Source organism: Bacillus sp. EB V-12 (genome assembly GCF_056158125.1).
This window is the reverse complement of the sequence record NZ_JBUXJL010000011.1, coordinates 122,641-148,243: the sequence shown is the minus strand read 5'-3', so window position 1 is coordinate 148,243 and position 25,603 is coordinate 122,641. Positions and strand designations below refer to the sequence as shown.

General features: G+C 39.9%; 29 protein-coding genes. 9 read left to right on the top strand and 20 right to left on the bottom strand.

The annotated features are described in order from the left end of the window. Positions 1-11: 11 nt before the first annotated feature. Entirely contained in the window at positions 12-335 is a 324-nt protein-coding gene (locus ACZDYH_RS25635) for an ArsR/SmtB family transcription factor (RefSeq protein ID WP_006924901.1), read from the bottom strand. Further along, complete coding sequence (locus tag ACZDYH_RS25630) at positions 336-767, bottom strand: SRPBCC family protein (protein ID WP_000437765.1); 432 nt, start codon at positions 765-767, stop codon at positions 336-338. 424 nt (positions 768-1,191) lie between these two features. Between ACZDYH_RS25630 and ACZDYH_RS25625 the strand changes: the two genes are divergently transcribed. After that, on the top strand, positions 1,192-1,419 hold the full coding sequence (locus tag ACZDYH_RS25625) for a DUF3973 domain-containing protein (RefSeq protein WP_000498989.1): 228 nt from the start codon (positions 1,192-1,194) through the stop codon (positions 1,417-1,419). A 34-nt stretch (positions 1,420-1,453) separates the two neighbouring features. Here the strand turns inward: ACZDYH_RS25625 and ACZDYH_RS25620 are convergent, their stop codons facing one another. Together ACZDYH_RS25620 and ACZDYH_RS25615 are read right to left on the bottom strand one after the other, a co-directional pair. After that, positions 1,454-1,636, bottom strand: coding sequence for a sporulation protein Cse60 (locus tag ACZDYH_RS25620; protein WP_000621751.1), 183 nt, complete (start codon positions 1,634-1,636; stop codon positions 1,454-1,456). Between the two features lies 1 nt (position 1,637). Continuing rightward, complete coding sequence (locus ACZDYH_RS25615) at positions 1,638-1,874, bottom strand: DUF2553 family protein (protein ID WP_000533804.1); 237 nt, start codon at positions 1,872-1,874, stop codon at positions 1,638-1,640. Between the two features lie 252 nt (positions 1,875-2,126). Here ACZDYH_RS25615 and ACZDYH_RS25610 point away from each other — a divergent pair, with 252 nt between their 5' ends. Continuing rightward, a complete protein-coding gene (locus ACZDYH_RS25610) occupies positions 2,127-2,621 on the top strand; it encodes a CarD family transcriptional regulator (protein ID WP_000451445.1) in 495 nt (164 codons plus the stop codon). 72 nt (positions 2,622-2,693) lie between these two features. Here the strand turns inward: ACZDYH_RS25610 and ACZDYH_RS25605 are convergent, their stop codons facing one another. From ACZDYH_RS25605 to moeA, 7 genes are all read right to left on the bottom strand, one after another. After that, positions 2,694-3,479 carry a glucose 1-dehydrogenase gene (locus ACZDYH_RS25605; RefSeq protein ID WP_006924883.1) on the bottom strand — a complete coding sequence of 262 codons (786 nt, stop codon included), beginning with the start codon at positions 3,477-3,479 and terminating at the stop codon, positions 2,694-2,696. 13 nt (positions 3,480-3,492) lie between these two features. Continuing rightward, a complete protein-coding gene (glcU, locus tag ACZDYH_RS25600; RefSeq protein ID WP_000350861.1) occupies positions 3,493-4,350 on the bottom strand; it encodes a glucose uptake protein GlcU in 858 nt (285 codons plus the stop codon). A 35-nt stretch (positions 4,351-4,385) separates the two neighbouring features. Beyond that, positions 4,386-4,805, bottom strand: coding sequence for a DUF3888 domain-containing protein (locus ACZDYH_RS25595; protein WP_474887459.1), 420 nt, complete (start codon positions 4,803-4,805; stop codon positions 4,386-4,388). 93 nt (positions 4,806-4,898) lie between these two features. Then, the gene (gene moaD, locus ACZDYH_RS25590) at positions 4,899-5,132 is read right to left on the bottom strand and encodes a molybdopterin converting factor subunit 1 (RefSeq protein ID WP_000621777.1); all 234 of its coding nucleotides are present in this window, start codon (positions 5,130-5,132) and stop codon (positions 4,899-4,901) included. 2 nt (positions 5,133-5,134) lie between these two features. Beyond that, positions 5,135-5,599, bottom strand: a complete 465-nt coding sequence (gene moaE, locus ACZDYH_RS25585) for a molybdopterin synthase catalytic subunit MoaE (RefSeq protein ID WP_000185943.1) — start codon at positions 5,597-5,599, stop codon at positions 5,135-5,137. Then, complete coding sequence (gene mobB, locus ACZDYH_RS25580; RefSeq protein WP_000503325.1) at positions 5,596-6,111, bottom strand: molybdopterin-guanine dinucleotide biosynthesis protein B; 516 nt, start codon at positions 6,109-6,111, stop codon at positions 5,596-5,598. Before mobB ends, moaE begins: the two co-directional genes overlap by 4 nt. Next, on the bottom strand, positions 6,081-7,370 hold the full coding sequence (gene moeA / locus ACZDYH_RS25575; RefSeq protein ID WP_000229713.1) for a molybdopterin molybdotransferase MoeA: 1,290 nt from the start codon (positions 7,368-7,370) through the stop codon (positions 6,081-6,083). Before moeA ends, mobB begins: the two co-directional genes overlap by 31 nt. An 83-nt stretch (positions 7,371-7,453) precedes the next feature. Here moeA and moaC point away from each other — a divergent pair, with 83 nt between their 5' ends. Then, the gene (gene moaC / locus ACZDYH_RS25570; RefSeq protein WP_000094146.1) at positions 7,454-7,939 is read left to right on the top strand and encodes a cyclic pyranopterin monophosphate synthase MoaC; all 486 of its coding nucleotides are present in this window, start codon (positions 7,454-7,456) and stop codon (positions 7,937-7,939) included. A 37-nt stretch (positions 7,940-7,976) separates the two neighbouring features. On the opposite strand, the gene ACZDYH_RS25565 is transcribed toward moaC, so the two are convergent. The 6 genes from ACZDYH_RS25565 to ACZDYH_RS25540 form a co-directional block, all read right to left on the bottom strand. Then, the gene (locus ACZDYH_RS25565; protein WP_001158105.1) at positions 7,977-8,990 is read right to left on the bottom strand and encodes a molybdopterin-synthase adenylyltransferase MoeB; all 1,014 of its coding nucleotides are present in this window, start codon (positions 8,988-8,990) and stop codon (positions 7,977-7,979) included. A gap of 16 nt (positions 8,991-9,006) precedes the next feature. Further along, complete coding sequence (moaA, locus tag ACZDYH_RS25560) at positions 9,007-10,020, bottom strand: GTP 3',8-cyclase MoaA (protein ID WP_474887456.1); 1,014 nt, start codon at positions 10,018-10,020, stop codon at positions 9,007-9,009. A 199-nt stretch (positions 10,021-10,219) separates the two neighbouring features. Next, entirely contained in the window at positions 10,220-14,140 is a 3,921-nt protein-coding gene (locus ACZDYH_RS25555) for a BclA-related collagen-like exosporium protein (protein ID WP_474887454.1), read from the bottom strand. A 116-nt stretch (positions 14,141-14,256) separates the two neighbouring features. Continuing rightward, on the bottom strand, positions 14,257-14,580 hold the full coding sequence (locus ACZDYH_RS25550) for a hypothetical protein (RefSeq protein ID WP_001110852.1): 324 nt from the start codon (positions 14,578-14,580) through the stop codon (positions 14,257-14,259). A 20-nt stretch (positions 14,581-14,600) separates the two neighbouring features. Continuing rightward, the gene (locus ACZDYH_RS25545; protein WP_000512463.1) at positions 14,601-14,825 is read right to left on the bottom strand and encodes a spore germination protein; all 225 of its coding nucleotides are present in this window, start codon (positions 14,823-14,825) and stop codon (positions 14,601-14,603) included. Between the two features lie 78 nt (positions 14,826-14,903). Next, positions 14,904-15,209, bottom strand: a complete 306-nt coding sequence (locus ACZDYH_RS25540) for a rhodanese-like domain-containing protein (protein ID WP_000141207.1) — start codon at positions 15,207-15,209, stop codon at positions 14,904-14,906. 197 nt (positions 15,210-15,406) lie between these two features. Between ACZDYH_RS25540 and ACZDYH_RS25535 the strand changes: the two genes are divergently transcribed. After that, positions 15,407-15,589 (top strand): hypothetical protein, encoded by a 183-nt coding sequence (locus ACZDYH_RS25535; RefSeq protein WP_000175905.1) that lies wholly within the window; start codon positions 15,407-15,409, stop codon positions 15,587-15,589. Positions 15,590-15,638: 49 nt separating this feature from the next. Here ACZDYH_RS25535 and ACZDYH_RS25530 read toward each other — a convergent pair whose 3' ends face one another. Next, a complete protein-coding gene (locus ACZDYH_RS25530) occupies positions 15,639-16,763 on the bottom strand; it encodes a homoserine O-acetyltransferase family protein (protein ID WP_006924874.1) in 1,125 nt (374 codons plus the stop codon). Positions 16,764-16,915: 152 nt separating this feature from the next. Here ACZDYH_RS25530 and ACZDYH_RS25525 point away from each other — a divergent pair, with 152 nt between their 5' ends. The 5 genes from ACZDYH_RS25525 to ACZDYH_RS25505 all read left to right on the top strand — a co-directional run bounded on the left by ACZDYH_RS25525 (position 16,916) and on the right by ACZDYH_RS25505 (position 21,952). Then, positions 16,916-18,985: a spore germination protein gene (locus ACZDYH_RS25525; RefSeq protein ID WP_474887451.1), complete on the top strand. Its 2,070-nt coding sequence runs from the start codon at positions 16,916-16,918 to the stop codon at positions 18,983-18,985. A gap of 17 nt (positions 18,986-19,002) precedes the next feature. Next, positions 19,003-20,103, top strand: coding sequence for a spore germination protein (locus ACZDYH_RS25520; protein ID WP_006924871.1), 1,101 nt, complete (start codon positions 19,003-19,005; stop codon positions 20,101-20,103). Continuing rightward, the gene (gerHC, locus tag ACZDYH_RS25515) at positions 20,073-21,158 is read left to right on the top strand and encodes a spore germination protein GerHC (protein WP_006924870.1); all 1,086 of its coding nucleotides are present in this window, start codon (positions 20,073-20,075) and stop codon (positions 21,156-21,158) included. The genes ACZDYH_RS25520 and gerHC overlap by 31 nt, the downstream gene beginning before the upstream one ends. 88 nt (positions 21,159-21,246) lie before the next feature. Then, positions 21,247-21,432: a hypothetical protein gene (locus tag ACZDYH_RS25510; protein ID WP_000038781.1), complete on the top strand. Its 186-nt coding sequence runs from the start codon at positions 21,247-21,249 to the stop codon at positions 21,430-21,432. 97 nt (positions 21,433-21,529) lie between these two features. Continuing rightward, entirely contained in the window at positions 21,530-21,952 is a 423-nt protein-coding gene (locus tag ACZDYH_RS25505; RefSeq protein WP_000180554.1) for a pyrophosphohydrolase domain-containing protein, read from the top strand. 44 nt (positions 21,953-21,996) lie between these two features. On the opposite strand, the gene ACZDYH_RS25500 is transcribed toward ACZDYH_RS25505, so the two are convergent. After that, positions 21,997-22,947 carry a hypothetical protein gene (locus ACZDYH_RS25500; protein ID WP_474887448.1) on the bottom strand — a complete coding sequence of 317 codons (951 nt, stop codon included), beginning with the start codon at positions 22,945-22,947 and terminating at the stop codon, positions 21,997-21,999. Between the two features lie 203 nt (positions 22,948-23,150). Beyond that, positions 23,151-25,559, bottom strand: a complete 2,409-nt coding sequence (gene leuS, locus ACZDYH_RS25495) for a leucine--tRNA ligase (protein ID WP_474887446.1) — start codon at positions 25,557-25,559, stop codon at positions 23,151-23,153. Between the last annotated feature and the right edge of the window lie 44 nt (positions 25,560-25,603).

Genomic DNA, 25,603 nt, shown 5'->3' with positions numbered 1-25,603 from the left:
GTCATCCTTTTTTATTTTTCATTCTCCACAATATGTTTCAGCATGGATAATTTATTATCCCAAAAACGTTCATAATACGAGAGCCATTGTTGTAATTCTTCTAATGGTTCTGGATGCAAACGATATATCTTCTCTCTTCCGCTTTTTCTTCCACTTACTAAATTCGCTTCTGAAAGAATATGAAGGTGCTTTACAACCGCAGTACGACTCATCGGAAAATGATCCGTTATTTTGGAAATCGGTAACTCTTTGTCACTTAATAACCGTATTACTTCTCGGCGGGTTGGATCAGCAATTGCTTGAAATACATCATATTTCGCTGCTGACGAGGACACTTAGCCTTCGACAACCTTTTTCAGTTTTTCATTTACAATCGCTACCCAACCACCGCTCATTCTATCGCGAATAATAGAGCTCTTCGCATTTGCTTTCGGAAGAATTTCATCAGGATGTTTCCAGCCGCCGTGAATTAACGTAAATTCTGTTTTGTTATCTCCTAAGTCTTTCAAATCAAATGAAACAACCCAGCCATCTGTATCCCATGAGAAAGATAAATGGTTTGGTTCATCAATTTCTAATACTTTACATGGTGATGGCCCAAATGGTGATTGCACATGAAATTCATGTCCTACCTCTAATACAAAATCATTTGGCATAAACCATGACGCAATCCCTTCTGCAGTTGATACTACACTCCATACCTTTTGAATAGACGCGTTAAAAACGATTGTTTGTTTAATATCATTTAATGTATTTTGTTGTTCCATTTTCATTCTCCTTTACTCGGCGTTATAACATAACACCTTTTGGTTATACTTTGATAATATAACACCTTTTAGTTTCATGTCAACGCTAATCCTTTTACTGTTGAGAAATTCTCAACATTTTTTCAACAGGACAAACACCCTCTTAGCATTTCCTCATAATATACTCACAAAGACAATACAAAATAAAAACTTCTCTCAACATGAAACTCCATCATTCATATTGAAAGAAGCGCCTTACTTATATCATGCGTACTTCGTCTCTCCTCCTTCCCTCAAGGGACAATACGCGAGATATGACAAAGTCAGAAGGAATATGCCCACCATTTGAGTAGGTAGTTATTTCTCTTCTCCTCAACATTTCCTCAGGAGCGAAATGACTACCGACTCACTTTTTTCAAACAAAAATAAAAAGGGGATGAAAGCGATGTTCTATTGCATTAACTGCTCTGATATTCATCATGAAAAACATCCAAATGATAAAGTATTCAAAAACGGTTTTTATATTGATCCATTTTTAGGTGATCGTTATCACCTTGGTATGTGTAAAGATGCCCAAAACCATGAAACAGGGGAGCCTCTTTTAACGACAAAGAAATTAGGCACAACCCAATCTATTATGAACGTATTACCGACACATGTTGTCCCAACATGAAACATAAAAAAGAGCTGGGTGAGCCAGCTCTTTTTTATGCTTTATAAACAATCATTGCTGAAAAACAATAAATTTGGTTTTCATCGTCGTTAATAGAAACACCAACTTGATACTTAATATCTACAAAGTTGCTATCATCAATCTTTTTCAAAAACACATTCACAGCGTCTTCTAAGTCTTTTTCGTGACTTTCATCAAAAACTTTCACACGAATCATGTTAACACCATCCTAGATCGCAGCCCTCCGCCGCTTGATTATTGCCACGGTGCGTATCTATGATGCGATAAAACTTTCCATTCTCATATATATATCCGTCTTCTAACACATATTTTTTATCTTCAGTATAGACATAAAACTTACCTATCATAAATTTACTCGTATATAATTCCAAATAATTTGGTCTAAATTTAGCTACAACTTTATTTGTAATATCAATTTTTATTGTGCGCCCCACCTTCTCTCCCTCCTTTGCAAAGAACGGATTTAGGTATATTGTATTAGCGCTTTTACATTTTATGCTTAAAAATAAGTGGATATGCCTTCTTTCTTCACCTGTACTATTTTTCTAAAAAAATCACTATAAATAAAACCCGAAAAAATACAAAAAAAGCACTTTATCTTATTGACTCGAATATAAATATTATGTTATTATATAAAATTTGACATTTTTACATACGTATGTTATCATTAAAAGTGGTTACCACATATGGAGGTGGATGATTTGTTTCAAATTGGTGATAAAATCGTTTATCCAATGCACGGTGCAGGAATCATCGAAGCAATTGAAGAGAAAGAAATATTAGGTACTTCACGTCAATATTGTGTGATACGCATCATTAGTAAAGATATGCAAGTAATGCTTCCGATGGATCAATTAAAAAAATCAGGTATTCGTTATATCGTTGATCGAGGTACGTTAGATGATATACTTCTTGAATTTCAAAACGGGGAGTCAGACACATCACTCTCATGGAAACAAAGATATACAATGAATATGGAAAAAATGAAAAACGGCAATTTACAAGATAGCGCAGAAGTTGTTCGGGATTTACTTCGCCGCAATAAAGAGAGAACTTTAAATGCGAGTGAAAAACAAATGCTAGATAACGCCCGAAAAATGATGATCAGTGAAGTTGCACTCGTACAAAATGTTTCTGAACATCAAGCAACAGAATTTCTTCAAGATACAATTAATCACTAAATTTAAAATAGCTGGCCGCTATTTTTTTTTGTAAAAAAAGGACGAAGAGTTTTATCTCTTCGTCCTTTTATATTACCCACGCCCAGCTTGAAACGATGGATATAACGTCATTCCACCATCTGCAAATAGCGTAATTCCGGTTACGTAACTCGCCTCTGATGAAGCAAGCCAAGTTGCTACTGCTGCGATTTCTTCAGGTTTTCCAATGTAGCCCATAGGTATCATACTTTCTACGTCAGCACGTTTTTTAGGATCAGCAAACTTTTCTGCATTGATTGGCGTATTAATTGCACCTGGTCCTATATTATTTACTCGAATACCTTTTGGCGCATACTCTAGCGCTAACGTTTCTGTCATCAGTTTAATGCCACCCTTACTTGCTGCATAGTGCACAAATAGTGGCCACGGAATTTTCTCATGAACACTAGACATATTAATGACTGACCCTTTAATATCATGTTCTACAAAATATTTAATCGCTTCACGACTTCCTAAAAAAGCACCTGTTAAATTTGTATTAATTACCCTATTCCAATCTTCAAGCGGCATTTCATGCGACGGTACCGCGTTTTCTATCCCTGCATTATTAATCATAACGTCAAGCGTACCAAACTCTTTCACAGCAGATTGAATGAGATTCACAATATCCGATTCGACGGTTACATCACCTTTTACAGCAATCGCTTCGCCGCCTACCTTTTTAATTTCTTCTAACACATCATTCGCTTCTGATTCTCGTGAGCGATAATTAATAACCACTTTCGCTTTTTCCTTAGCAAACCTCACTCCCATCGCTCTTCCAAGACCAGTTGCTGATCCTGTAATAACGACAACTTTCCCTGCTAAATCACTATACATTTCCATACCTCCTTTAACTTTTGGCTATACCTAACATAATTCCGGCTGCGATAATAAAAACAATACCGACAACGATACCCGTTAATTGACGTTTCGTTTTCTTTTCACCTAATATAAGGATCCCACCAAGCGTGGAAATAATAATTCCCATTTGCGATAGCGAGAAACTTGTTGCTACTCCAACACGCGGCTGCGAAATGAATAAAAACATATTTCCAGCTGCCCAAATTAATCCTGGAATAATATTTCGAATTGCATATTTATTAAATGGATGATGTTTAAAGGTAAGCAAAATCCCACCTAACACCATACCAACTGCTTGTGGCAACAAAGCTGACCAACCATCTACGTTAAATAGTCTAATCACTACTACGTAAACTAAATAGCCGACTGTTGAAATTAATAAAATTACGATACCTCTTTTAAAGTTTGCTGCTTGCTCTGCATTCTTTTCTTCTTCACTTTGAAGCGATGTTAAAATAACACCGATAATAATACAAACGAGCGCTAAAATCCCAAGGACGACCGATATTGTCGTGGACCATTCATGAAATACGATAACGCCAAATAAAGTCGTCGCGACTAATTGAAGTCCTGTTGAAATTGGCATCGTCCTCGAAACACCCATTAAATCAATACTTTTCAATTGATTTGCCTGACCAAGCGCCCAAAATAAACCTGACACAACTCCAACTCCGATAACGGTAGGTGTTAATACTGGCTTCATAAAAATATAAACAACAATTGAGAAAATAAGTGCTCCAAACGTTGTTCCGAGCGTTTGACTATACGGTCCCCCGCCCAGTTTTACATTAAATAGCACAATACTTCCCCAAAATATAGCTGGTAAAATCGCTAAAAATATATCCATCACTCATTACCTTTCTTTACTAAATGCATAGGTTATCACTCTAAGTCATTAGAGTGAGCTTTTATTTTTTCTTTTTCCTGTTCACAAACTTTTTCTGCAATAGCGTCAGAAACATTCTTTTCTCGCTCCACTTTCTTTATCTTTACGTGATCTAAATGGTCTTCCAAAGTAAGCGTAACTTTATCGTTCGGGGGATTATGCGCTCCTTGAAATGTAAGAAATTGTAGCTTCACTTCATACCTAGGAACAAATTCATCTTTCTTGCCGAGACGCTTTATATTTATGACTGAAGCACATTCATATTGATCTTCTGTCACTTGTCTAATAACTGAATAGTACCTATTTGATAATGCACTCTCTAAAAGCTGTTCTCTTGATTCTTTCGCGAAAGAATCACTTGGAGAAGAGAAAAAAGACGCACATAGCATTGTCATAACTACACATATTTTTTTCATAATTCCCTCCTTGTTCTATAGATTAGTGTTCTCAAAACTGCCATAAAAAAACGACTTTCCCTATATAGGAAAGTCGTTTTAATGAATCCAATATTAACCACCGCTCACTGGTGGGATTAGTGCAACAACATCACCAGATTGGACCTTGTCATCTTCATTTGCATATTCTTCATTAATCGCAACCATAATTGGCTCTGAAACTGGTACATTATATTCGTTCGCAACAACATCTTTTAACTGTGCAACCGTAATATTTTCTTTCTCTATTTGTAATTCACTTGTCCCTGCTTCTTCTTGCAAGTGCGCAAATAACAATACTCGAATCATACTTATAGCTCCTTCCCAGGCTCTCCCGCCGGATATGGTGTTTTTTCTAATTGATCACCAATCCATGAGTCACCATCTTCCCAAAACTCCTTTTTCCAAATCGGAACAATTTGTTTTATGCGTTCCATAATATATTCGTTCGCTTCATAAGCCGCTTTACGGTGTGGTGTTGAAACAGCAACAACAACCGCTATATCAGAAATTTGCAACGTACCGATGCGATGTGTAATCGCAACATATGTACCCGGCCATTTCTCTTTCACTTCCAGGCCGATTTTCTCTAGCATCTTTTCTGCCATCGTTTTATAAGCGACATATTCTAAGTATAATGTACGACGCCCTTTCGTAAACTCTCTAACCGTTCCAATAAATGTTGTAACAGCACCGCATTCACGTCGAATTACTTTCTTCGTTACCTCTTCAATCGAGATTTCTGTATCAATTACTTCATAATATGTATTTGTCATTTCGCACTCCTAACCGTTTGTAAAAACCAGTCTATGTACAACTCTTCTTCTGTTATATGAAATACTTTATATTCTTCTCGTATATTTACTGGGACATCATACCACGTAATAACCGCCACTATATTTTCTACTTTATGTAAAAGCTCAGCATCTTCCGCAGAACGAAGTAACACTACTTTCGGGTAGTTCTCTTTTTTATAGCCCTCTATTAAAATTGTATCCACTTTAAAAAACTCATATAAGCGAATAATTTCTTGCAAGGACCATTTCTTTCTTAGTGAAGAAAGTGAAAGTAATCCAGCACCTTCTACACTACTTACGACAGCACCAGCTTTACGGTGTCTTTCGCTATCTTTTTGCGCTACTTCTGGAAAACCTCCGTGCCCGTGATGTTTAATTGTAGCAACTTTCATTTCGCTTTCGGCTAATGCATGCACAATTTTCTCTACAAGTGTCGTTTTTCCGCTATTTTGATACCCTACTATTTGTAAGATTGAAGGGGCTTCGCCCATGGCCACTCACATCCCTCAGAGTGCTCTAACAATAATACGGATACTTTCATTCCGGTCTCAAATCCTCTCGTTCCTCCGGGTAACACGATAAAAGCATTCGCATCTGCAAGTGAAGATACCGCACTCGATTTATCTAAACCAACCGGCATCGCTTGTAACGCCCCATCCACAATTGTTACGTTCGCTCTTACGAAACGAGTAAATGGATTTGGCTTCGGAAAATCTTTTTGTAAAATAGCATCCGCTCTATATACGTGAGGTTCCTTCGCATACAAATACGTTTTTATAATTGGATGCACAAATAATTCAAAGCCTACATAACAAGCAGACGGATTTCCTGATAAACCAAAGAGTAACTTTCCATCAACTTCAGCTACTGTCGTTACACTTCCGGGCCTCATGGCTATCTTATTAAAGAGTACATTTGCCTGTAATCTTTCATAAATAGCTGGTAAGTAGTCATAATCTCCTACTGATACACCGCCTGTTGTAATTAAAATATCGACCTCATCGATCGCTGATTGAACAGCTGTAAAACATGCATCTAACTCATCCGCGAGTTGACCATAATAACGAACTTTCCCGCCAGCTTTCATAATTTGAGCTGCGATCATATACGAGTTACTATTTCTAATTTTCCCCGGTTCTAACGGCTCATGTACTTCTAATAATTCACTTCCTGTCGTTACAATACCGACAACAGGCTGTTTTACAACTTTCACCGTGCTATATCCAAACGTTGCTAGTAAGGCCGCAACACCTGGATTAATTGCAACACCTTTCTTAACGAGAACTTGATTTTGTTTTATATCTTCTCCTTTAAACGACACATTGTCACCGTTATTAAAAGGGCGTTTTAACTTCATATATGTTTTCCCGTTCTTCTCAAACCCTTCTGTCAGCTCTAGCATTACGACTGCATTGCAATCTTCTGGAATAGCTGCTCCTGTCATAATGCGAATTGCTTCAAAAGCTCCTACTTCCTCTAAAAAAACGGAACCCGCCCCGATTTCTCCTATTACTTCAAATTCAACTGGATTCTCTTGAGTTGCTTCTTTCGTATCTTCTGCTCGAATGGCGAAACCATCGTAAGGGGAACGATCAAAATGAGGAACGTCATGATCTGAGACAACATCTTCCCCGAGAATTCTCCCGTAACTTTCCGTAATAGAAATTTCTTCTACTTCACCATGCTTCGCATATTTCATTACCCGTTCTACTGCCTTAGCAACTTGAATTGGAATTCGTTTTTCTACCATCGTTTCTCACCTCATATTTGCAATTTTTTTTATCTCGATTAAACTTTATATATTCAATAGAAATTACTTCAAGGAGGAATTCCATGTCTTCATTTACACATTTCAATGACCAAGGACGCGCAAAAATGGTTGATATAAGCGACAAAAAAGCAACCGTTCGAACAGCAATTGCGTGCTCTAGCATTGTCGTTACGAAAGAAATTTACGATAAAATCTCTCACAATGAAATTGGGAAAGGTGACGTATTAGCAGTTGCGCAAATCGCAGGCATTATGGCCGCGAAACGTACTTCTGATATTATCCCAATGTGCCATCCTTTATTATTAAAAGGTGTTGACGTTTCTTTCGATTGGAAACAATCAGAAGAACAATATCGTTTACTCATTGAAGTAAAAGTTAAAACAGAAGGTAGCACCGGTGTTGAAATGGAAGCTTTAACAGCTGCTTCCGCTACCGCTCTTACTGTGTATGATATGTGTAAAGCTGTCGATAAAGGTATGATTATCGGCGAAACGTACTTACTTGAAAAAACAGGTGGAAAAAGTGGAGATTATACGAGAAATTCATAATCCTCTCTCCGTTGAGCCTAAAGGGTTTCCTTTAGGTTCAACCTATATATCTTGCATATAAACTTTTCGCTACATTCATATCATTCGTCCCATGAATGAACGCCCTGCCATCTGTAAATAAAACAAAACGATATTCTTCTACCGGAAATGATAATAAATAAGGTGTCGCCTTTATCTCTACGCTTCTTTGTAAGCGTTTTTTAATTTCTTCTAAATTAAAATTCTTCCGCACACCCGGGCGAATTTGTACTGTATTCCGCCCACATAACACTTCTGTTTTCGTTTGTCCTTCAAATGTTAAACTCGGATATGTACGTAACCTTCCGCAAGATAAACAAGTATCTTTTTTCTGCCTATTCACTTTAAATGCCATCTGTTGATTATTCCAAAGATCAAACGATAACATCGTTTCACGAAGCGCACCAAAGTCTTCTACTAATATTTTCAGCGCTTCCGTAATTTGATGCGCAACTACTAATTGTACTGCCGGTTGTATAATACCAGCTGTGTCACATGTTGCACCGCTCGCTGGATGCTCCATTAAACAGCGAAAACACGGTGTTTTCCCTGGTAAAATTGTATACGTTACTCCGTAGCTTCCGACACACCCACCATATATCCACGGAATATTATACTTTTGTGAAATATCATTAATAAGAAGACGCGTTTCAAAATTATCTGTCGCATCTAATATTAAATCTACATCATTCACTAATTCTTCCATTTCTTGCACCGTTACATCCGTCACAACAGGAGTTATTTCCACCTCAGAATTAATCGCTCTTAAATGCTCTGCTGCCGCTACCGCCTTCGGTTTATACTGCTTTGCATCTTCTTCTGTATATAGTTGTTGTCTTTGTAAATTACTCCATTCTACATAATCACGGTCAGCAATCGTTACTTTTCCAACACCTGCTCTAACAATCGCTTCTGCATTTGCCGCACCGAGAGCACCAGCACCAATAATAAGCACATGCTTCTCTCTTATTTTTCTCTGTCCTTCTTCTCCAACACCAGAAAATAATATTTGTCTTGAATATCGCTCCTGCATGCGATAGCCCCCTTTCTTATCCTCCTATATAAGACATTTCGATTTTCGGACGATTTTTTGCACTTTCTTCTGTTCGTTCATCCGAATACCTATCTTTTCTATTCATCCATACATCTTGTATAACACTTAATAACTCCTCATCCGAAAGATTTCCTCTAAGAAGTTCTCTTACATCCAAACCCTCTGTCGCAAATAAGCACGTATAAAACTTTCCATCTGCCGAAATTCTCGCCCTCGTACAAGAGACACAAAATGACTCAGAAACAGATGTAATAAAACCAACTTCAACATTTGTTCCAACGTACCGATATCGCTTCGCAACTTCACCAAAGTAATGCGCTTCGGCTGGCTCAAGTGGATACATCTTATGAATCATCTCAATCAATTCTCGTTTTGTAACGACTTGATCAAAATTCCACCCATTTGTACTACCAACATCCATAAACTCAATAAACCGAAGCGTGATTCCTTGCTCTTTAAAATACGCAGCCATCGGAAGTACTTGATAATCGTTCATCCCTTTTTTTACAACCATATTTACCTTTACTTCCAGCCCCGCCTCTTTAGCTGCTATAATTCCCTTAATTACCGGTTTTGTATTAATATTTCGACCATTAATATTCTTAAATATGTCGTCATCTATTGCATCTAAACTAACATTCACTCTATGTAATCCAGCTTCTTTTAATGCCTTCGCTTGTTTCGTTAAATGTACAGCATTTGTCGTTAACCCTATATCTATTAGCCCATCAATTTTCACAAGACGTGCAATAAGTTTTGTTAAATCTTTACGAAGTAGTGGCTCACCGCCAGTAATTCTAATTTTTCGTACACCGATGTTAACAAATAATTTTGCCAAACGCTCAATTTCATCAAAGGTTAGTAAAAACTCATCTTTCAAAAAAGCATAATCTGGCCCAAATATTTCCGCTGGCATACAATATGTACATCTAAAATTGCAACGATCAATGACAGATATACGTAAATCTTGAAGTGGGCGTCCAAAAAAATCTTTAACCATCTCCTGCATCGCCACCCTCCCTTTCTGCCAAATTTCTTTCTTTTCATTCTATTATAATATATTTTCGAACTGCGATGTTTTTGCTCAAGAGAATAAAGTGAAACTTTAAATAATTAGAGGGGAGCCACTCCCCTGGTTAACGAGGTTTACTTACAAATACAAAGATAAAAAAACCTTGAAACATAAAAGTTTCAAGGTTTTCTGCTTATTAACTTAATCTAATAATAGTTAGGGTAGCCCCTGGCGTTGCTGTAGATAATGTAGCTACTGCAACTACTCCAAATAACTGTAAGCTAACAGCAGCTCCAGCAGGCAAGTTAGCGATTATTGTTGCACTAAATGAACCAGTAGCCACTGTCGGGGCATTTATCGTTCCCGCAAGCGGACCGCCATTTACAGTTATACGAGAACTTACAAGTAAACCTGCCGTTAAATTAATTGTATAGGCTATATAATAGTTTCCTGCATTCGCAACTGTAAATACAGTATTTCCACCACTAACGGTTATTCCTGGGCCAATATTTTGATTGTTCGGTAACGGTACGTTCGTACCCCCTAATAAAACGGAAATAGCGGTTCCTGATGTATTATTCGCAAACGCATACGTTGCAGTTGTACTAACTCCAGTCGCCCCGGTCGCTCCAGTGGCTCCAGCTCCGGTTGGACCTGTATCTCCAGTTGGACCTTGTGAACCGGTTGCTCCTGTAGCTCCCGTTGGACCTTGAATTCCTTGCGAGCCTTGAATTCCTTGTGGACCTGTCGCTCCGGTTGCTCCTGTAGCTCCCGTTGGACCTTGAATTCCTTGCGGGCCTTGAATTCCTTGTGGACCTTGAATTCCTTGTGGACCTGTCGCTCCGGTTGCTCCTGTAACTCCCGTTGGACCTTGAATTCCTTGCGGGCCTTGAATTCCTTGTGGACCTTGAATCCCTTGTGGACCTGTCGCTCCGGTTGCTCCTGTAGCTCCCGTTGGACCTTGAATTCCTTGCGGGCCTTGAATTCCTTGTGGGCCTTGTGGGCCGGTCGGACCTATCTCTCCTTGCGGACCTTGGATTCCCTGTGGGCCTTGTGCTCCGGTTGCCCCCGTCGTTCCTTGGATTCCTTGAGGACCTTGTGGACCTTGAATTCCTTGTGGGCCGGTTGGACCTATGTCGCCTTGTGGGCCTTGAATTCCTTGGGGACCTTGTGCTCCAGTTGCCCCCGTTACTCCTTGTATTCCTTGTGGACCTTGAATACCCTGTGGACCGGTTGGACCTATCTCTCCTTGAACACCTTGGATTCCTTGTGGACCCTGTAAACCCGTCACTCCGGTTGCTCCCGTTGCTCCTGTTGCTCCTGTCACTCCAGTTGAGCCTGTCGCCCCGGTATCTCCTGTTACTCCTGTCGCACCTGTTGCTCCTGTCGGGCCAGGTGGTCCACCTGATGGACCTGTCACTCCTGCCGGACCTGATGGCCCCGTTGGGCCGGTCGGTCCTGCTGGGCCTCCTGACGGGCCTGTCACCCCTGTTGGACCGGTTACTCCTGTTGGACCGGTTGATCCTTCTCCCGTCGCTCCGGTTGATCCCGTTTCTCCTGTTGCTCCCGTCGGACCTTGCACTCCTTGAATTCCTTGTGGTCCCTGCACTCCTTGTGCTCCTGTTGCTCCTTGAATCCCTTGTATACCTTGCACTCCTTGTGCGCCCATCGGACCTGTTGGACCAATCGCCCCTTGTATACCTTGCACTCCTTGGGGTCCCTCTGGACCTGTTGCTCCTATTTCCCCTTGTATCCCTTGAATTCCAGTTGCTCCTTGTGCTCCTGTTGCTCCCGTTATCCCTTGCACACCTTGTATTCCCTGTATTCCTTGTGGACCTTGTGGGCCGGTTGCTCCTTGCACTCCTTGAATGCCTTGTATCCCTTGAGGACCCTCAGGACCCGTTGCTCCAACTGGCCCTGGCACACCTTGTATTCCTTGCGGGCCCTGAAGTCCCTCTGGGCCTTCTGGACCTGTTGGACCTATCTCTCCTTGTATCCCTTGGATTCCAGTTGGACCTTGTGGCCCAGTCGGACCTATGTCACCTTGCGGACCTTGGATTCCCTGTGGGCCTTGTGCTCCTGTTCCCCCTGTCGCTCCTTGGATTCCTTGAGAACCTTGTGGGCCTTGAATTCCTTGTGGGCCTGTTGGACCTATGTCGCCTTGTGGGCCTTGAATCCCTTGCGGACCTTGATCTCCAGTGGCCCCCGTTACTCCTTGAATTCCTTGGGGACCTTGAACACCTTGGGGACCCGTCGGACCTATCTCTCCCTGCACACCTTGGATTCCTTGCGGACCTTGTAAACCCGTCACTCCGGTTGCTCCCGTTTCTCCTGTCGCTCCTGTCACTCCAGTTGAGCCCGTCGCCCCGGTATCCCCTGTTACTCCTGTCGCCCCAGTTGCTCCTGTCGGGCCAGGTGGTCCACCAGATGGACCAGTCACTCCCGCCGGACCTGATGGCCCCGTTGGGCCGGTCGGTCCTGCTGGTCCTCCAGATGGTCCTGTTACCCCTGTCGGACCAGTTACTCCTGTTGGGCCTGTAGTGCCTTCTCCTGTCGCCCCAGTTGCTCCCGTATCTCCTGTTGCACCCGTCGGACCTTGAATTCCTTGTATTCCTTGAGCACCTTGCACTCCTTGTGCACCTGTTGGGCCTTGAATCCCTTGTATTCCTTGCACTCCTTGTGCGCCCATTGGACCTGTTGGACCAATCGCCCCTTGAGCACCTTGCACTCCTTGGGGACCCTCTGGACCCGTTGATCCTATTTCTCCTTGTATACCTTGAATTCCAGTTGCTCCTTGTACTCCTGTTGCTCCCGTTATCCCTTGCACACCTTGAATTCCCTGAATTCCTTGGGGACCTTGTGAGCCTGTTGCTCCTACCGGTCCTTGAATTCCTTGTATCCCCTGTGGCCCCTCTGGACCCGTTACTCCAGCTGGCCCCGGTACTCCTTGTATTCCTTGCGGGCCCTGAAGTCCCTCTGGGCCTTCTGGACCTGTTGGTCCTATATCGCCCATTGGACCTTGTATCCCTTGAACTCCTTGTGGTCCTGTTGCTCCTGATGGCCCTGGTACTCCTTGTATTCCTTGTGGACCTTGATCTCCTGTTGCTCCTGTGGCCCCTTGAGGACCTATAGCCCCCTGTATCCCTTGCGGACCTTGATCTCCTGTTGCTCCCGTTATCCCTTGAATACCTTGAACTCCTTGAATTCCTTGTTCACCAGTTACTCCCGTCGGACCAGGAATACCTTGAATCCCCTGCGGTCCTTCTGAACCTGTTGGGCCAATTGGCCCTTGAATTCCTTGTATTCCTTGCAAGCCCTGTGCTCCCGTACTTCCAGTCGGACCTGTAGTTCCCGTTGCTCCTGTTACCCCTGTACTTCCTGTAGCCCCAGTACTCCCCGTTGCTCCAGTCGCACCTGTACTTCCACTCGGTCCGCCCCCCGGACCTGTCGCACCAGTTGGCCCTGTCGGACCAGGAGGTCCTCCAGATGGTCCAGTTATTCCAGTTGGACCTGTTATTCCAGTCGGTCCTGTTATTCCTTGACCAGTTGCTCCAGTCGCTCCGGTTGCACCTGTATTTCCACTCGGTCCTTGTGTTCCTTGTATCCCTTGTGCTCCTTGTATTCCTTGTGGACCAGTTGCACCCGGTAACCCTTGGACGCCTTGAATTCCTTGAGGTCCCTCAGGTCCCGTCGCTCCAATTGGCCCCTGTAATCCCTGTATCCCCTGTATACCTTGTGCCCCAGTCGCTCCCGTTGGACCAATCGGACCTTGTAACCCTTGCACACCTTGAGGTCCTGTCGCTCCAGTTTCTCCTTGTGGTCCTCTCAATCCTTGTGGCCCCTGCTGTCCTTCTGGTCCAGTTGCACCTATTGGCCCAACTGATCCTTGTATCCCTTGCACACCTTGAGGTCCTGTCGGGCCCATCTCCCCCATCGGACCTTGTAATCCTCTTGGTCCTTGAGGTCCTGTTGGGCCTTGTGGACCAGTTGGACCAGTAATCCCTATACCTGTAAATCCAGTTGGAACAGGGGGGAAAGTAGGCCCAATAAGTTCGGGTGGAATCCTAAAATTAGAGCTTAACGAATTTTGCTTCCGATTATTATCACGATTCTTCACACTTTCACCACCTACAAACCGTCTTTTTCATAATAAATAAGCCTCTTCTTAATCTATTTACAAAAATAATTTCCAAGACTATTTTTATTTTAAATAATAAAAACTCCCTTAATGCCTTAAGGGAGTCCTGCAATTGAATCCATATTATCTGTATTAGGGACAGCTTGTGCTATACCCGATGCATTTACACTTTGCCCCATATTTGTTCCTGTTACAGTACCAGCAGGAGTGCCTCTTGTATATGTTGTTGTGACAGAATCTCCTGGTTGTAAACAAAGCTTTGTCTCCGTCCCTATTACTGTAACAACATCAATCCAAGTGCATCCCATCGAACCACTATATGATTTCGAAGCAGTAAATGAAGTATCACTCAAATTATCACCGGTAAATATATTTCCAGTATTATTAACAATAACAAATTCTTTTATATGCGCAGGCATAATTACACTCTACCTTTCCTTTATGAACCTAACGTACGTGTACTTGTTGCCAAAGGCGGAAGAAATACCGATGTTCTAATCACCGCTTCTGGCTGCCTTTTTCCATTTAAAAAAATAGCCGCACTCGATCCTCCAGCACCTGCATATACTTTTGCCACAGCTAAAGGCGAGATATCATAACAGTCACCGACATTAACAGCGCCTGTATTATTAATAATTTTCACTTTACGCAAATTAATTCCCATTTCCCCCTCCTCCTTTTTTATACTGTATGCAAAAGAAAAAAACTTGAAACAGACTCGTTTCAAGTTTTTAACTATTAACTATTTCGTTTCACCTTCATATTGAAGCATACCGCCAACCATGTTCACTGTTTTAAACCCTTGCTCATTTAAATAATGACATACATTTTCACTGCGCATTCCTGAACGACAAATAAAGATATATTCATTCTCTTTATTAAAGAAATCTACTTTATGTGGGATATCGCCCATTTTAATATGTACAGCTTCTGGAATCTTTCCTGCCGCTACTTCTTCATCTTCTCTTACGTCTACTAGAAATAACGTTTCTCCATTTTCTAAACGCTCTTGTACCTCTTCTGTAGTAATTGTTTTAACTTCTGTCATATGTAGTTCCTCCTTATATACAATAAAACCTTTAGTTTCTTTTTCACAAACATTCTCTACCAATTTTAGCACGCAAAAGAAAGAACGCAAAGAATCGAAAAACTATTTCTCAATTTTCTCGCAAAACTTATTCTTTACAAACATAACTCTTGCATTGTATCCTCAATATACTTGTCTTATGAAAGGAGCCAATGAAAATGACACTTTCCCTTTTCATAATGGGCATCATTTTCTTAATCGCTGCAATTATTACTCTTAGTATGAAAAATACTAAAAAAATAAAATCACCCCAAGAAATGTCATTCTTATTTCTATTGCTTAGTATCGCATTCTTCGGTATAGCAATTGCCACATATATTTTCCGTCTACAAATCATGTGAAAAAAGGTGCCTACTACAAACATTGCACCTTTTCCCCATCATTTGTCTTCTAAACAAAACTAGATACTTTCCGATTTAAAAATTCATAAACTTTCTTTTCAAATAAATGAATATCAAATGCTCCCGCCATATGCCCATTTATACTTTCTATCTCATACACTTCCGCATACTTCCCTTGTTTTTGCAAAATATCTACCATTTTATAGTTGTAACGAGACGGCTGAAGCAAATCTTGTTTACATGGAATCATAAGTACATTCGCTTCTATGTTAGAAAGAGATTCTTCTAGTGAAGAAAACCCATGTGCAATATCATGCAATAAAACTGCCTTTGCAGTATACATCCATGAATTTGCATCTACTAACTCTATACTTGTATATGTCGCTTTATTTATTTCTTTTTCAAATGATGTTAGTGTAGAAAACTTTTCATAAGGTTCTACCTCTATACTGTTACGAGGAAATGCCATTTCATAAAAATACTCATCAAACGCGTTCATAAACATCATTCTATTTGCTAAATGAAGCCCCTTTATCGGCTGCTCTTCTCCATATTTTCCATCTTTCCAACTTGGATCCAGTTGAATTGCTTCAATCGCATTTTGCGCTACATTTACTGACGTAATAATTGGATTTTGTGGGTTCGTAATAACGCCAATCATCCGCTCTACCATATGTGGATAGTGAACCGCCCATTGTTGTGCAATCATTCCCCCTGCCGACGGTCCAATTACAGCGTGTAACCTTGAAATTCCCATACCTTTTATTAACTCATATTGCATACGAGCTACATCAAGAAATGTAAAAACCGGAAAATCCATAGCATATTCTTCTCCAGTTTCTGGATTAATCGATTTCGGTCCTGTTGTAATCACATATGGATTTCTCACCTGCACATTACAAAGATTATCTGTACATATAACAAAATACTTATTTGTATCAATTGCTTTTCCAGCTCCAATGAGCCCATCCCACCAACCAGACTCCTCATCATGCACTGTATATTTTCCTGCCGCATGACTTGTTGCACTAAAATAATGACAAACCAAAATCACATTTGACCTTTCTCTATTTAAAGTGCCATATGTCTCGTATCCCATTTGAACAGGAATTTCCCTGCCATTTTCAAACGTAAACTCTTTTAAAACAAACTTCTCCTTTTTTACAATTTGCACAGACTCTTCCTCTCCCCGTTATAGTATGAACTGCTTACTAAAGATTTTTTTCTATGCAAACTAATCTCCTTCTTCTTTTCATAAATAAATGAATAATATACAAAATTAGCCACAAAATAGCACTATATTACAAGATTAAAGAGGGCATACACATGATTTGGAATTGGCTACGTAAGAAAAAAAAATCAAATAAACTAGAAGCAAACGAAACAGATAATCAGGAGCAGCATTCTAACAATGCAGAGGATGATAACAAAGAACAGACTAGAAGTATGAAACATAATAAAGGTAAAAATAACGAGCAAAAAGATTCTTCTCAGAATAAGCAACAAAGTGCTAAACAAGAGGATTCCTCTCAGGATAAGCAACAAAGCGCTAAACAGGAGGATTCCTCTCAAGATAAGCAACAAAGTGCTAAACAAGAGGATTCCTCTCAGGATAAGCAGCAAAGTTCTAAACAAGAGGACTCTTCTCAGGATAAGCAGCAAAGTTCTAAACAGGAGGATTCCTCTCAGGATAAGCAGCAAAGTTCTAAACAAGAGGACTCTTCTCAGGATAAGCAACAAAACTCTAAACAGGAGGATTCCTCTCAAGATAAGCAACAAAGTACTAAACAAGAGGATTCCTCTCAAGATAAACAACAAGGTGCTAAACAAGGTGATTCGTCTCAAGATAAACAACAAAACGCTAAGCAAGATGAACCTTCTCAAAGTAAGCAACAAAACTCTAAAGGTAATAGTATTTATGATTTTACGAAACCAGAAAAAGACCGTATCCATTCTTTACAAAATTTAATAGAGAAGCTGAAAAAATCTAGTGATTTTGTGAATTATCATACATCCGACGATGAAACGATGCCTTATTGGATTTCTTACTATCGTCCTTCGCTTGATGGAGAGAAATTACAAAAATATTTAATGCCTACTCTTTTGGAACGACCTAATGCTTCACTAGAAGAGCTGAAAGAACATATTCCAATGAGCGGCATTACAATTACGAACGACTTACAAAAAATTGAGGATATGGTTTTAAAGGGGCATGCGATTATTCAATTGAATCAGCAAGATCAAAAATGTATGCTTGCAAACATTGCAATTGATAATTATCGTGCACCAACCCCTCCTTTAAACGAATCAACTGTTATCGGACCACAAGAAGGTTTCGTAGAGGATATTGATACAAACATTAATTTAGTTCGAAAACGTCTTCCTGTTTTAGATTTACAAACAAAAGAAATGATTATTGGCGAGTTTTCCAAAACAAAAGTTGTCATGATGTATTTAGACAACCTCGCTGAAAAAGATAATGTAGATTTTCTCGAGGAATCATTACGCGCTCTTGAATATGATCAAATTAATGATAGTGCTTATTTACAAGAATTAATGGGTGAAAAATCGATTTTCCCTCTCTATATCAATACAGAACGCACTGATAGAGTTACAAAAGCACTAATCGATGGTAAAATCGCTATTTTTGTGGACGGTTCTCCAAGTGTTTTACTAACACCTGTATCCTATTTTGATTTTTTCATTTCACCAGAAGACTACAATGTCTCCTGGATGTACGCTACATTTTCAAGGATTTTAAGATTAATTGCCGTTCTATTTTCAATTTGCGCTACACCGTTATACGTTGCAGTTTTAAATTATCATTATGAACTCATTCCAAGTGATTTACTTGAAACTTTAATTTTATCAAGAGCACAAGTACCATTCCCGCCTTTAATTGAAGCACTCTTTTTAGAACTTGCAATCGACTTACTGAGGGAAGCTGGCGCGAGGTTACCGATGAAAGTTGGTCAAACGCTCGGTATTGTAGGCGGTATCGTAATCGGGCAAGCATCTGTACAAGCTGGTTTAACGAGTAATATTTTATTAATTATCGTTGCCTTATCAGCACTCGCTTCCTTTATTACACCTATTTACAAAATGGGTAATGCGGTTCGATTACTACGCTTCCCATTTCTCATATTTGCAGAAATAGGAGGACTTTTCGGGATTTCTCTTGGATTTATCTTCTTATTTACGCATCTATTTAGACTTACTTCTTTACGCAAGCCATACGCTTTGTTCTACCCAACAAGACAACAATCTGTTAAAGATTCTTGGATTCGTTTCCCTTTAACAATGATTGATACAAGAGATGTACAAGCAAGACCACAACATGTAAAAAAAGCAGCGAAAGGAATTTCAACAAAACATAGATCGGACTTTGATGATTAAGAAATGAGGTGCATTCGATGAGTAAAGTTCAAGAAAAATATCAAATATCTCCTATCTTCGTTTTCTTCTTAATTCACGGTGCACAGTTCGGTGCTGGCGTTCTCGGCTTCGCTCGAATCATCGCAAAGGCCGCTGGATACGATGGATGGATGGGCGTTATAATCACAGGAATTTTCATCCATATTATTATATGGATGATGTATGTCTTATTAAAAGAAACAAATGGGAATTTAGTTGATTTACATCGGCAAACATTTGGAAAATGGCTAGGAAATGGCATTAGCATCATCTTTATGGCTTATTTTTTAATCGTTAGTATTTCAGTCATCCGAACATATGTTGAAATTATTCAAGTATGGATGTTTCCTACCGCTTCCACCTTTATGTTAACACTCTTTTTATGCTTAGTTAGCTATTACATTATCTCTTCTGGATTTCGTGTCATTACCGGTATTTGCGTCATCTCTGTTGGTGGTACATTAGGATATTTATTTCTAAGCTTATTCGTTTTGAAATATTCACATTGGGATAATTTACTACCTATATTCACACATTCTTTTTCAGACATTTTAAAATCCGCTCAACTGTCAATCTACAGTATGACCGGTTTTGAGATTTACCTCATGGTGTATCCATTTGTGAAAAAGCCTATGCAATCTCATAAATACGCTCAGCTTGGAGCACTATTTTCAAATCTTCTATATCTATTTAGTACCCTTTTAGCCTTTGCATTTTTTAGTGAGAAGCAATTGTTAAAAACAATATGGGCACAACTTTCTATGACCCAAGTCATTCAATTACCATTTATAGAAAGACTCGAATATATTGCAATTTCAGGCTATGCACTCGTTATTATTTCAAGTTTTATCCTCCCTTTATGGGCGTCAATGAGAGGAACTCATGAAATATTTCGTGTAAAACAAAGGGGTGTTTTAATTGCTTTTATCTTTATCACTCTCATTGTTTCGCAACTTTTAACAAACAGACACGATATTAATAACTTTATTAGTAATGTATCAAAAGTTAGTTTTTGGCTCATTTATGTATACATCCCAATCCTATTTATTATTGTGTGGGTGAAAAGAAAATGGAAAAAATCAAAAGCACAAGCAAATTAATACTTATTTCTTGTATAACATTCTTCAGTCTAATTGGATGTTTACAAAAAAATATTATCGATGATGTACAACTTATTCAAGGAACAGTTTTTGATGTCGCAAAAGATAATAAAGTAAAAGTGACATTCGTTTGTCCCATTCAGAAAAAAGGAAATAAAGTTCAAGTTTTTGAAGGCAGTGCAAATGCGGTAAAACAAGTAAAAGCAGACACATCTTTAGAGTCTTCTCAACCATTTGCTAGCGGACAAATGCGTGTCGCTCTATATACAATAAGGCTTGCCAAAAAAGGAATGTCTACTTCATTCGATACATTACTTCGAGATGTGAATATAGGGAACGCTCTATATGCTGCTTTATTAGATGGGAATGGTACTGAACTTTTAAAAGGCAAATATTCGACTTCATACAACGTTGCCATTTATATAAAAAAATTGCTAGAACATAACATGGAGACCGGACCTTTACCAGCGGATAATCTACATATAGGAGCATTTCGCTATTACCAAGAAGGAAAAGACTACTATATTCCCATTCTAAAGAAGCATGGTGATAAAATAAAAATTACCGGAATTGGCCTTTTTAAAAAAGATAAATATATCGGTAAAATTGCGGAAAAAGATATGTTCATATTTAAAGGACTATTAGAGAAACATAAATTAGATTCACATGAATTTAAAACAGATTCTGCGTACGTCATGATTAATAATATTCGTTCTGTTCCAACTTACGATATAAAAATTAAAAACGGAAAGCCTTCTTTTTTCATTCATGTTCATCTTGATGCACGTATTCAAGAACTATCGAAAGCAATTAACTTGGAAAATAACAAGAACACAAAAAACATTGAAAAAAACGTCCAAAAACAATTGGACATACAGGCTTCCAAATTAATTAAGCAGTTTAAATCTTTAGGCGTCGATCCTCTCGGGCTAGGTGCAAAGTATAAGCAACATTATCGCCCATTCAAATTAGAAGAATGGAGACAAATGTATAAAGATGTTCCGGTTCATATAAAATACACCGTAAATATTACAAATTCTGGTGTCATTGAATGAGAAATGATTGAACTCCTCTCTCCAGCATGATACAACGGAGAGAGGAGTTTTTATTTTAGAGAGAGAGAAGATATTTATGGGGGAACTTATGTCTAAAAAATTAGTAAAGCCTATTTTAAATGGTATTTTATTTCTCGGTGTCTTTTTATTTGCTCATACATACTTAAAAAATGTTTCCTTCACACGTTACTTACTTGTCGTTATACCAATGTTACTGGTCGGTATTTTTGGCATCGATCTTATTTCATCCCTTTTAATAAAAAAAGAAGAATAACGAGCGAACATCTTATTTCGATAAGATGTTCTTTTCATTTCACAATCACCTTATGTTACAATAAACTTCGGCATAACGTAAGAAAGGATGAAACAACATGACAAACGAAAAAGGTTTAGATAAAGGATACGAACTTGTTGCGAAAATGCATGAAGTATTCGGACATCCTGTGACAAATACTCCAACAAAATTAACAGAAGAGCGTGCAAAAATCCGTGCAAGTTTTATGCAGGAAGAACTGGAAGAATTTCTAGAGGCGACGACTGTTGAAGATCAATACGATGCACTAATTGACCTTATTTACTTTGCATTCGGAACATTTGCCGAAATGGGCGTACGTCCTGATAAAGGATTCGAAATTGTAAATAACGCAAACATGGCAAAACTATTCCCTGACGGGAAACCTCGATTCCGCGAAGGTGACGGTAAAATTCTAAAACCTGAAGGCTGGCAAGCACCAGAACCACAACTTCGTGCTGAAATCGAACGTCAACGCCAAGAAGCTGAAAAAAACTGCTAGGATTTCCTAGCAGTTTTTTATTATGTCTTTTTTTCTGGCAATCATTAATGACCCACGTGTCCCGCATGTCCTGCAGCTCCACTAATACTAGCCGCTCCTGCTGCTGCCCCCGCTCCTCCTGCTCCAATTCCACCTGTCCAAGGAGAAGATTGTTGTTGTTGATACTGTTGGTATTGTTGGTATTGTTGGTGTTGTTGGTGTTGTTGGTGTTGTTGGCCTTGGTAACCTTGATGACCATGTTGACCTTGGTGACCGTGGTGGCTTTGATGGCCGTGGTGATGTACTTGTTGTTGATGATGTCCATGATGACCGTGGTGACCTTGGTGGTGATGGTGTCCATGATGACCATGTTGACCTTGGTGGCCGTGGTGGCCATGGTGACCATGTTGATCTTGATGAATTTGATAAAGAACAGCCTGCGGATGTATATGATGGTGGCCGTGGTGATGTACTTGTTGTTGATGATGTCCATGATGACCGTGGTGACCTTGGTGGTGATGGTGTCCATGATGGCCATGGTGTCCTTGGTGGTGATGGTGTCCATGATGGCCATGGTGACCTTGGTGGTGATGATGTCCATGATGGCCATGATGACCGTCGTGGTGGCCATGGTGACCGTAAAAACCTTGTGGATAACCACCTACTCCTCCTGCCACAACACCTACTCCCGGTACCGGAAATCCTGTTTGTACTCCTCCAACGAAAGATGGGAATGTAGTTGGTACGCCTACTGGTACTCCTCCCGCTGCTCCGCCTACAAATGTTGGGATTCCTGTTTGCACTCCAGCTACTGATGATGGAAATCCTCCTGTTAATGTTGGAATTCCAGTTTGTGCTCCAGCTACTGATGTGGAAAATCCTCCAGGTGTTCCACCCATCCAGCTCGGAATTCCGCCATATCCTTGTTGTCCGCCTCCCATTAACATCATTTGTTCATAACTATCCGATCCACCTCCGAAAAAGCCATGTGGTGCATTATTGTCCATCCCTTTCATTCCTTTCACCTCTTCTACTCAATTTAGCCTACCTTTTTTATCATATTTCCTATAGAAAAATAGGTGTTTGTCTGTATTGGAATTCCGCTCTTTTATTTGTACGTATTGGAATAATTGAAAACTTAGACTAGGGTGATCCAGAGATTATTTTCTACACAAAAAAGCTCAGAGTATACATACTCTGAGCTTTTATTTAGAATAAATTAATTTGCAACAACATTAACAAGTTTTCCAGGAACAACAATTACTTTACGAACTGTTTTCCCTTCAATTTGGTCTTGAATTGCTTCAAGTGCAAGTTGTTCCATTTCTTCTTTTGATGCGTCTTTACTCATTGTTAGTTTTGCGCGAACTTTACCCATAACTTGAACAACAATTTCAACTTCATCTTCTACAAGTTTAGACTCATCAAATGTTGGCCAGCTTGCATATGTGATTGTTTCATTGTATCCAAGTTTGCTCCATAGCTCTTCCCCGATATGAGGTGCAACTGGTGCAATCATTTTTACGAAACCTTCTACATATTCTCTTGGAAGTGTTTCAGCTTTGTATGCATCGTTGATGAATACCATCATTTGAGAAATCGCTGTGTTGAAGCGAAGCTCTGCATAGTCTTCTGTTACTTTCTTCACTGTTTGATGGTAAGCTTTTTCAAGCTCTTTATTTGGTGCGTCAGTAATTTTCTCACTTAATTCACCGTTATCTTGAACGAATAGACGCCATACGCGGTCTAGGAAACGACGAGCTCCGTCAAGACCATTTTCAGACCAAGCAATTGAAGCATCTAATGGTCCCATGAACATTTCGTATAGACGAAGTGTATCTGCACCGTGGCTTGCTACGATATCATCAGGATTTACAACGTTACCTTTTGATTTACTCATTTTCTCGTTGTTTTCACCTAGAATCATACCTTGGTTGAATAATTGTTGGAATGGCTCTTTCGTTGGAACTACACCGATATCGTATAATACTTTATGCCAGAAACGAGCATATAGTAAGTGAAGTACGGCATGTTCTGCACCACCGATATAAATATCAACTGGAAGCCATTGTTTTACTTTTTCAGGATCTACAAGTGCTTCGCTATTGTTTGGATCGATGTAACGTAGGTAGTACCAGCAGCTACCAGCCCATTGCGGCATTGTGTTCGTTTCACGACGACCTTTTTTACCAGTCTCAGGATCAACAACATTTACCCACTCGTCAATGTTAGCAAGTGGTGATTCACCTGTACCTGAAGGACGGATGTTTTCTGTTTTCGGAAGAACTAATGGTAATTCCTCTTCTTTCACAGCTGTCATTGTACCATCTTCCCAGTGAATTACTGGAATTGGTTCACCCCAGTAACGTTGACGGCTGAATAACCAGTCACGTAGACGGTACGTTACTTTTTGATTTCCTGCGCTCGTTGCTTCAAGCCATTCAATCATTTTTGCGATTGCTTCTTCTTTATTTAATCCATCAAGGAATGCTGAGTTTATGTGTGCACCATCACCTGTGTACACTTCTTTCGTAATATCTCCGCCTTTTACAACTTCCTTCATTGGAAGATTAAATACTGATGCGAATTCATAGTCACGCTCATCGTGAGCTGGAACTGCCATTACAGCACCTGTTCCGTAAGTTGCAAGAACATAGTCAGCGATCCAGATTGGTAATTTCTCACCGTTTACTGGGTTAACTGCGTAAGCACCAGTGAATACACCAGTTTTCTCTTTCGCAAGTTCTGTACGCTCTAGGTCACTCTTCATTTTTACAGCGTTAATGTAAGCTTCTACCGCTTCTTTTTGTTCTGCTGTTGTAATTTCTGCAACAAGTGCATGTTCTGGAGCTAGTACACAGTATGTTGCACCAAATAATGTATCAGGGCGCGTTGTGAAAACTGTGAATTTCTCGTCTGTACCATCGATGTTGAAGTGTACTTCTGCACCTTCAGAACGACCGATCCAGTTACGTTGCATATCTTTTAAGCTTTCAGGCCAATCAAGCTCATCTAGATCTTCTAATAGACGATCTCCGTAAGCTGTAATTTTTAACATCCACTGTCTCATCGGACGACGCTCAACTGGATGTCCACCACGCTCACTCTTACCGTCAATGATTTCTTCGTTTGCAAGTACTGTACCAAGTGCTGGGCACCAGTTTACAGGTACTTCATCAACGTAAGCTAAGCCTTTTTCAAATAGTTTTAGGAAGATCCATTGCGTCCACTTATAGTAGTTTGGATCTGTTGTATTTACTTCACGGTCCCAATCGTAAGAGAAACCTAATGATTTAATTTGGTTACGGAACGTATTAATATTATGCTCTGTAAATTCAGCTGGGCTGTTTCCAGTATCAAGTGCATATTGCTCTGCTGGAAGACCAAATGCATCCCATCCCATTGGATGAAGAACGTTATATCCTTGCATACGCTTCATACGAGATAAAATATCTGTCGCTGTATAACCTTCTGGATGTCCTACGTGTAAGCCTGCACCTGATGGATATGGGAACATATCTAGTGCATAAAATTTTGGTTTTTCTGTCTCATCTGGCGTACGGAATGTTTTATTCTCTTCCCAGTATCCTTGCCACTTCTTCTCAATTTCTTGATGATTAAAGCTCATGAGATACCCTCCTTGAAATTCTATTTATTTTCACCGCCCAAAAT

What these genes read in the sequence shown, in the direction of transcription:
- moaC (WP_000094146.1), top strand. Translation starts at nt 7,454, where the DNA reads ATGTCTTCATTTACACATTTCAATGACCAAGGACGCGCAAAAATGGTT.
- ACZDYH_RS25525 (WP_474887451.1), top strand. Translation starts at nt 16,916, where the DNA reads ATGATTTGGAATTGGCTACGTAAGAAAAAAAAATCAAATAAACTAGAA.
- ACZDYH_RS25565 (WP_001158105.1), bottom strand. Translation starts at nt 8,990, where the DNA reads ATGCAGGAGCGATATTCAAGACAAATATTATTTTCTGGTGTTGGAGAA.
- ACZDYH_RS25520 (WP_006924871.1), top strand. Translation starts at nt 19,003, where the DNA reads ATGAGTAAAGTTCAAGAAAAATATCAAATATCTCCTATCTTCGTTTTC.
- ACZDYH_RS25625 (WP_000498989.1), top strand. Translation starts at nt 1,192, where the DNA reads ATGTTCTATTGCATTAACTGCTCTGATATTCATCATGAAAAACATCCA.
- ACZDYH_RS25505 (WP_000180554.1), top strand. Translation starts at nt 21,530, where the DNA reads ATGACAAACGAAAAAGGTTTAGATAAAGGATACGAACTTGTTGCGAAA.
- ACZDYH_RS25630 (WP_000437765.1), bottom strand. Translation starts at nt 767, where the DNA reads ATGGAACAACAAAATACATTAAATGATATTAAACAAACAATCGTTTTT.
- moaE (WP_000185943.1), bottom strand. Translation starts at nt 5,599, where the DNA reads ATGACAAATACATATTATGAAGTAATTGATACAGAAATCTCGATTGAA.
- ACZDYH_RS25550 (WP_001110852.1), bottom strand. Translation starts at nt 14,580, where the DNA reads ATGCCTGCGCATATAAAAGAATTTGTTATTGTTAATAATACTGGAAAT.
- moaD (WP_000621777.1), bottom strand. Translation starts at nt 5,132, where the DNA reads ATGATTCGAGTATTGTTATTTGCGCACTTGCAAGAAGAAGCAGGGACA.
- ACZDYH_RS25540 (WP_000141207.1), bottom strand. Translation starts at nt 15,209, where the DNA reads ATGACAGAAGTTAAAACAATTACTACAGAAGAGGTACAAGAGCGTTTA.
- ACZDYH_RS25545 (WP_000512463.1), bottom strand. Translation starts at nt 14,825, where the DNA reads ATGGGAATTAATTTGCGTAAAGTGAAAATTATTAATAATACAGGCGCT.
- ACZDYH_RS25595 (WP_474887459.1), bottom strand. Translation starts at nt 4,805, where the DNA reads ATGAAAAAAATATGTGTAGTTATGACAATGCTATGTGCGTCTTTTTTC.
- ACZDYH_RS25620 (WP_000621751.1), bottom strand. Translation starts at nt 1,636, where the DNA reads ATGATTCGTGTGAAAGTTTTTGATGAAAGTCACGAAAAAGACTTAGAA.
- moeA (WP_000229713.1), bottom strand. Translation starts at nt 7,370, where the DNA reads ATGGTAGAAAAACGAATTCCAATTCAAGTTGCTAAGGCAGTAGAACGG.
- ACZDYH_RS25535 (WP_000175905.1), top strand. Translation starts at nt 15,407, where the DNA reads ATGACACTTTCCCTTTTCATAATGGGCATCATTTTCTTAATCGCTGCA.
- ACZDYH_RS25610 (WP_000451445.1), top strand. Translation starts at nt 2,127, where the DNA reads ATGGAGGTGGATGATTTGTTTCAAATTGGTGATAAAATCGTTTATCCA.
- leuS (WP_474887446.1), bottom strand. Translation starts at nt 25,559, where the DNA reads ATGAGCTTTAATCATCAAGAAATTGAGAAGAAGTGGCAAGGATACTGG.
- ACZDYH_RS25500 (WP_474887448.1), bottom strand. Translation starts at nt 22,947, where the DNA reads ATGAAAGGGATGGACAATAATGCACCACATGGCTTTTTCGGAGGTGGA.
- gerHC (WP_006924870.1), top strand. Translation starts at nt 20,073, where the DNA reads ATGGAAAAAATCAAAAGCACAAGCAAATTAATACTTATTTCTTGTATA.
- ACZDYH_RS25605 (WP_006924883.1), bottom strand. Translation starts at nt 3,479, where the DNA reads ATGTATAGTGATTTAGCAGGGAAAGTTGTCGTTATTACAGGATCAGCA.
- glcU (WP_000350861.1), bottom strand. Translation starts at nt 4,350, where the DNA reads ATGGATATATTTTTAGCGATTTTACCAGCTATATTTTGGGGAAGTATT.
- moaA (WP_474887456.1), bottom strand. Translation starts at nt 10,020, where the DNA reads ATGCAGGAGATGGTTAAAGATTTTTTTGGACGCCCACTTCAAGATTTA.
- mobB (WP_000503325.1), bottom strand. Translation starts at nt 6,111, where the DNA reads ATGGGCGAAGCCCCTTCAATCTTACAAATAGTAGGGTATCAAAATAGC.
- ACZDYH_RS25510 (WP_000038781.1), top strand. Translation starts at nt 21,247, where the DNA reads ATGTCTAAAAAATTAGTAAAGCCTATTTTAAATGGTATTTTATTTCTC.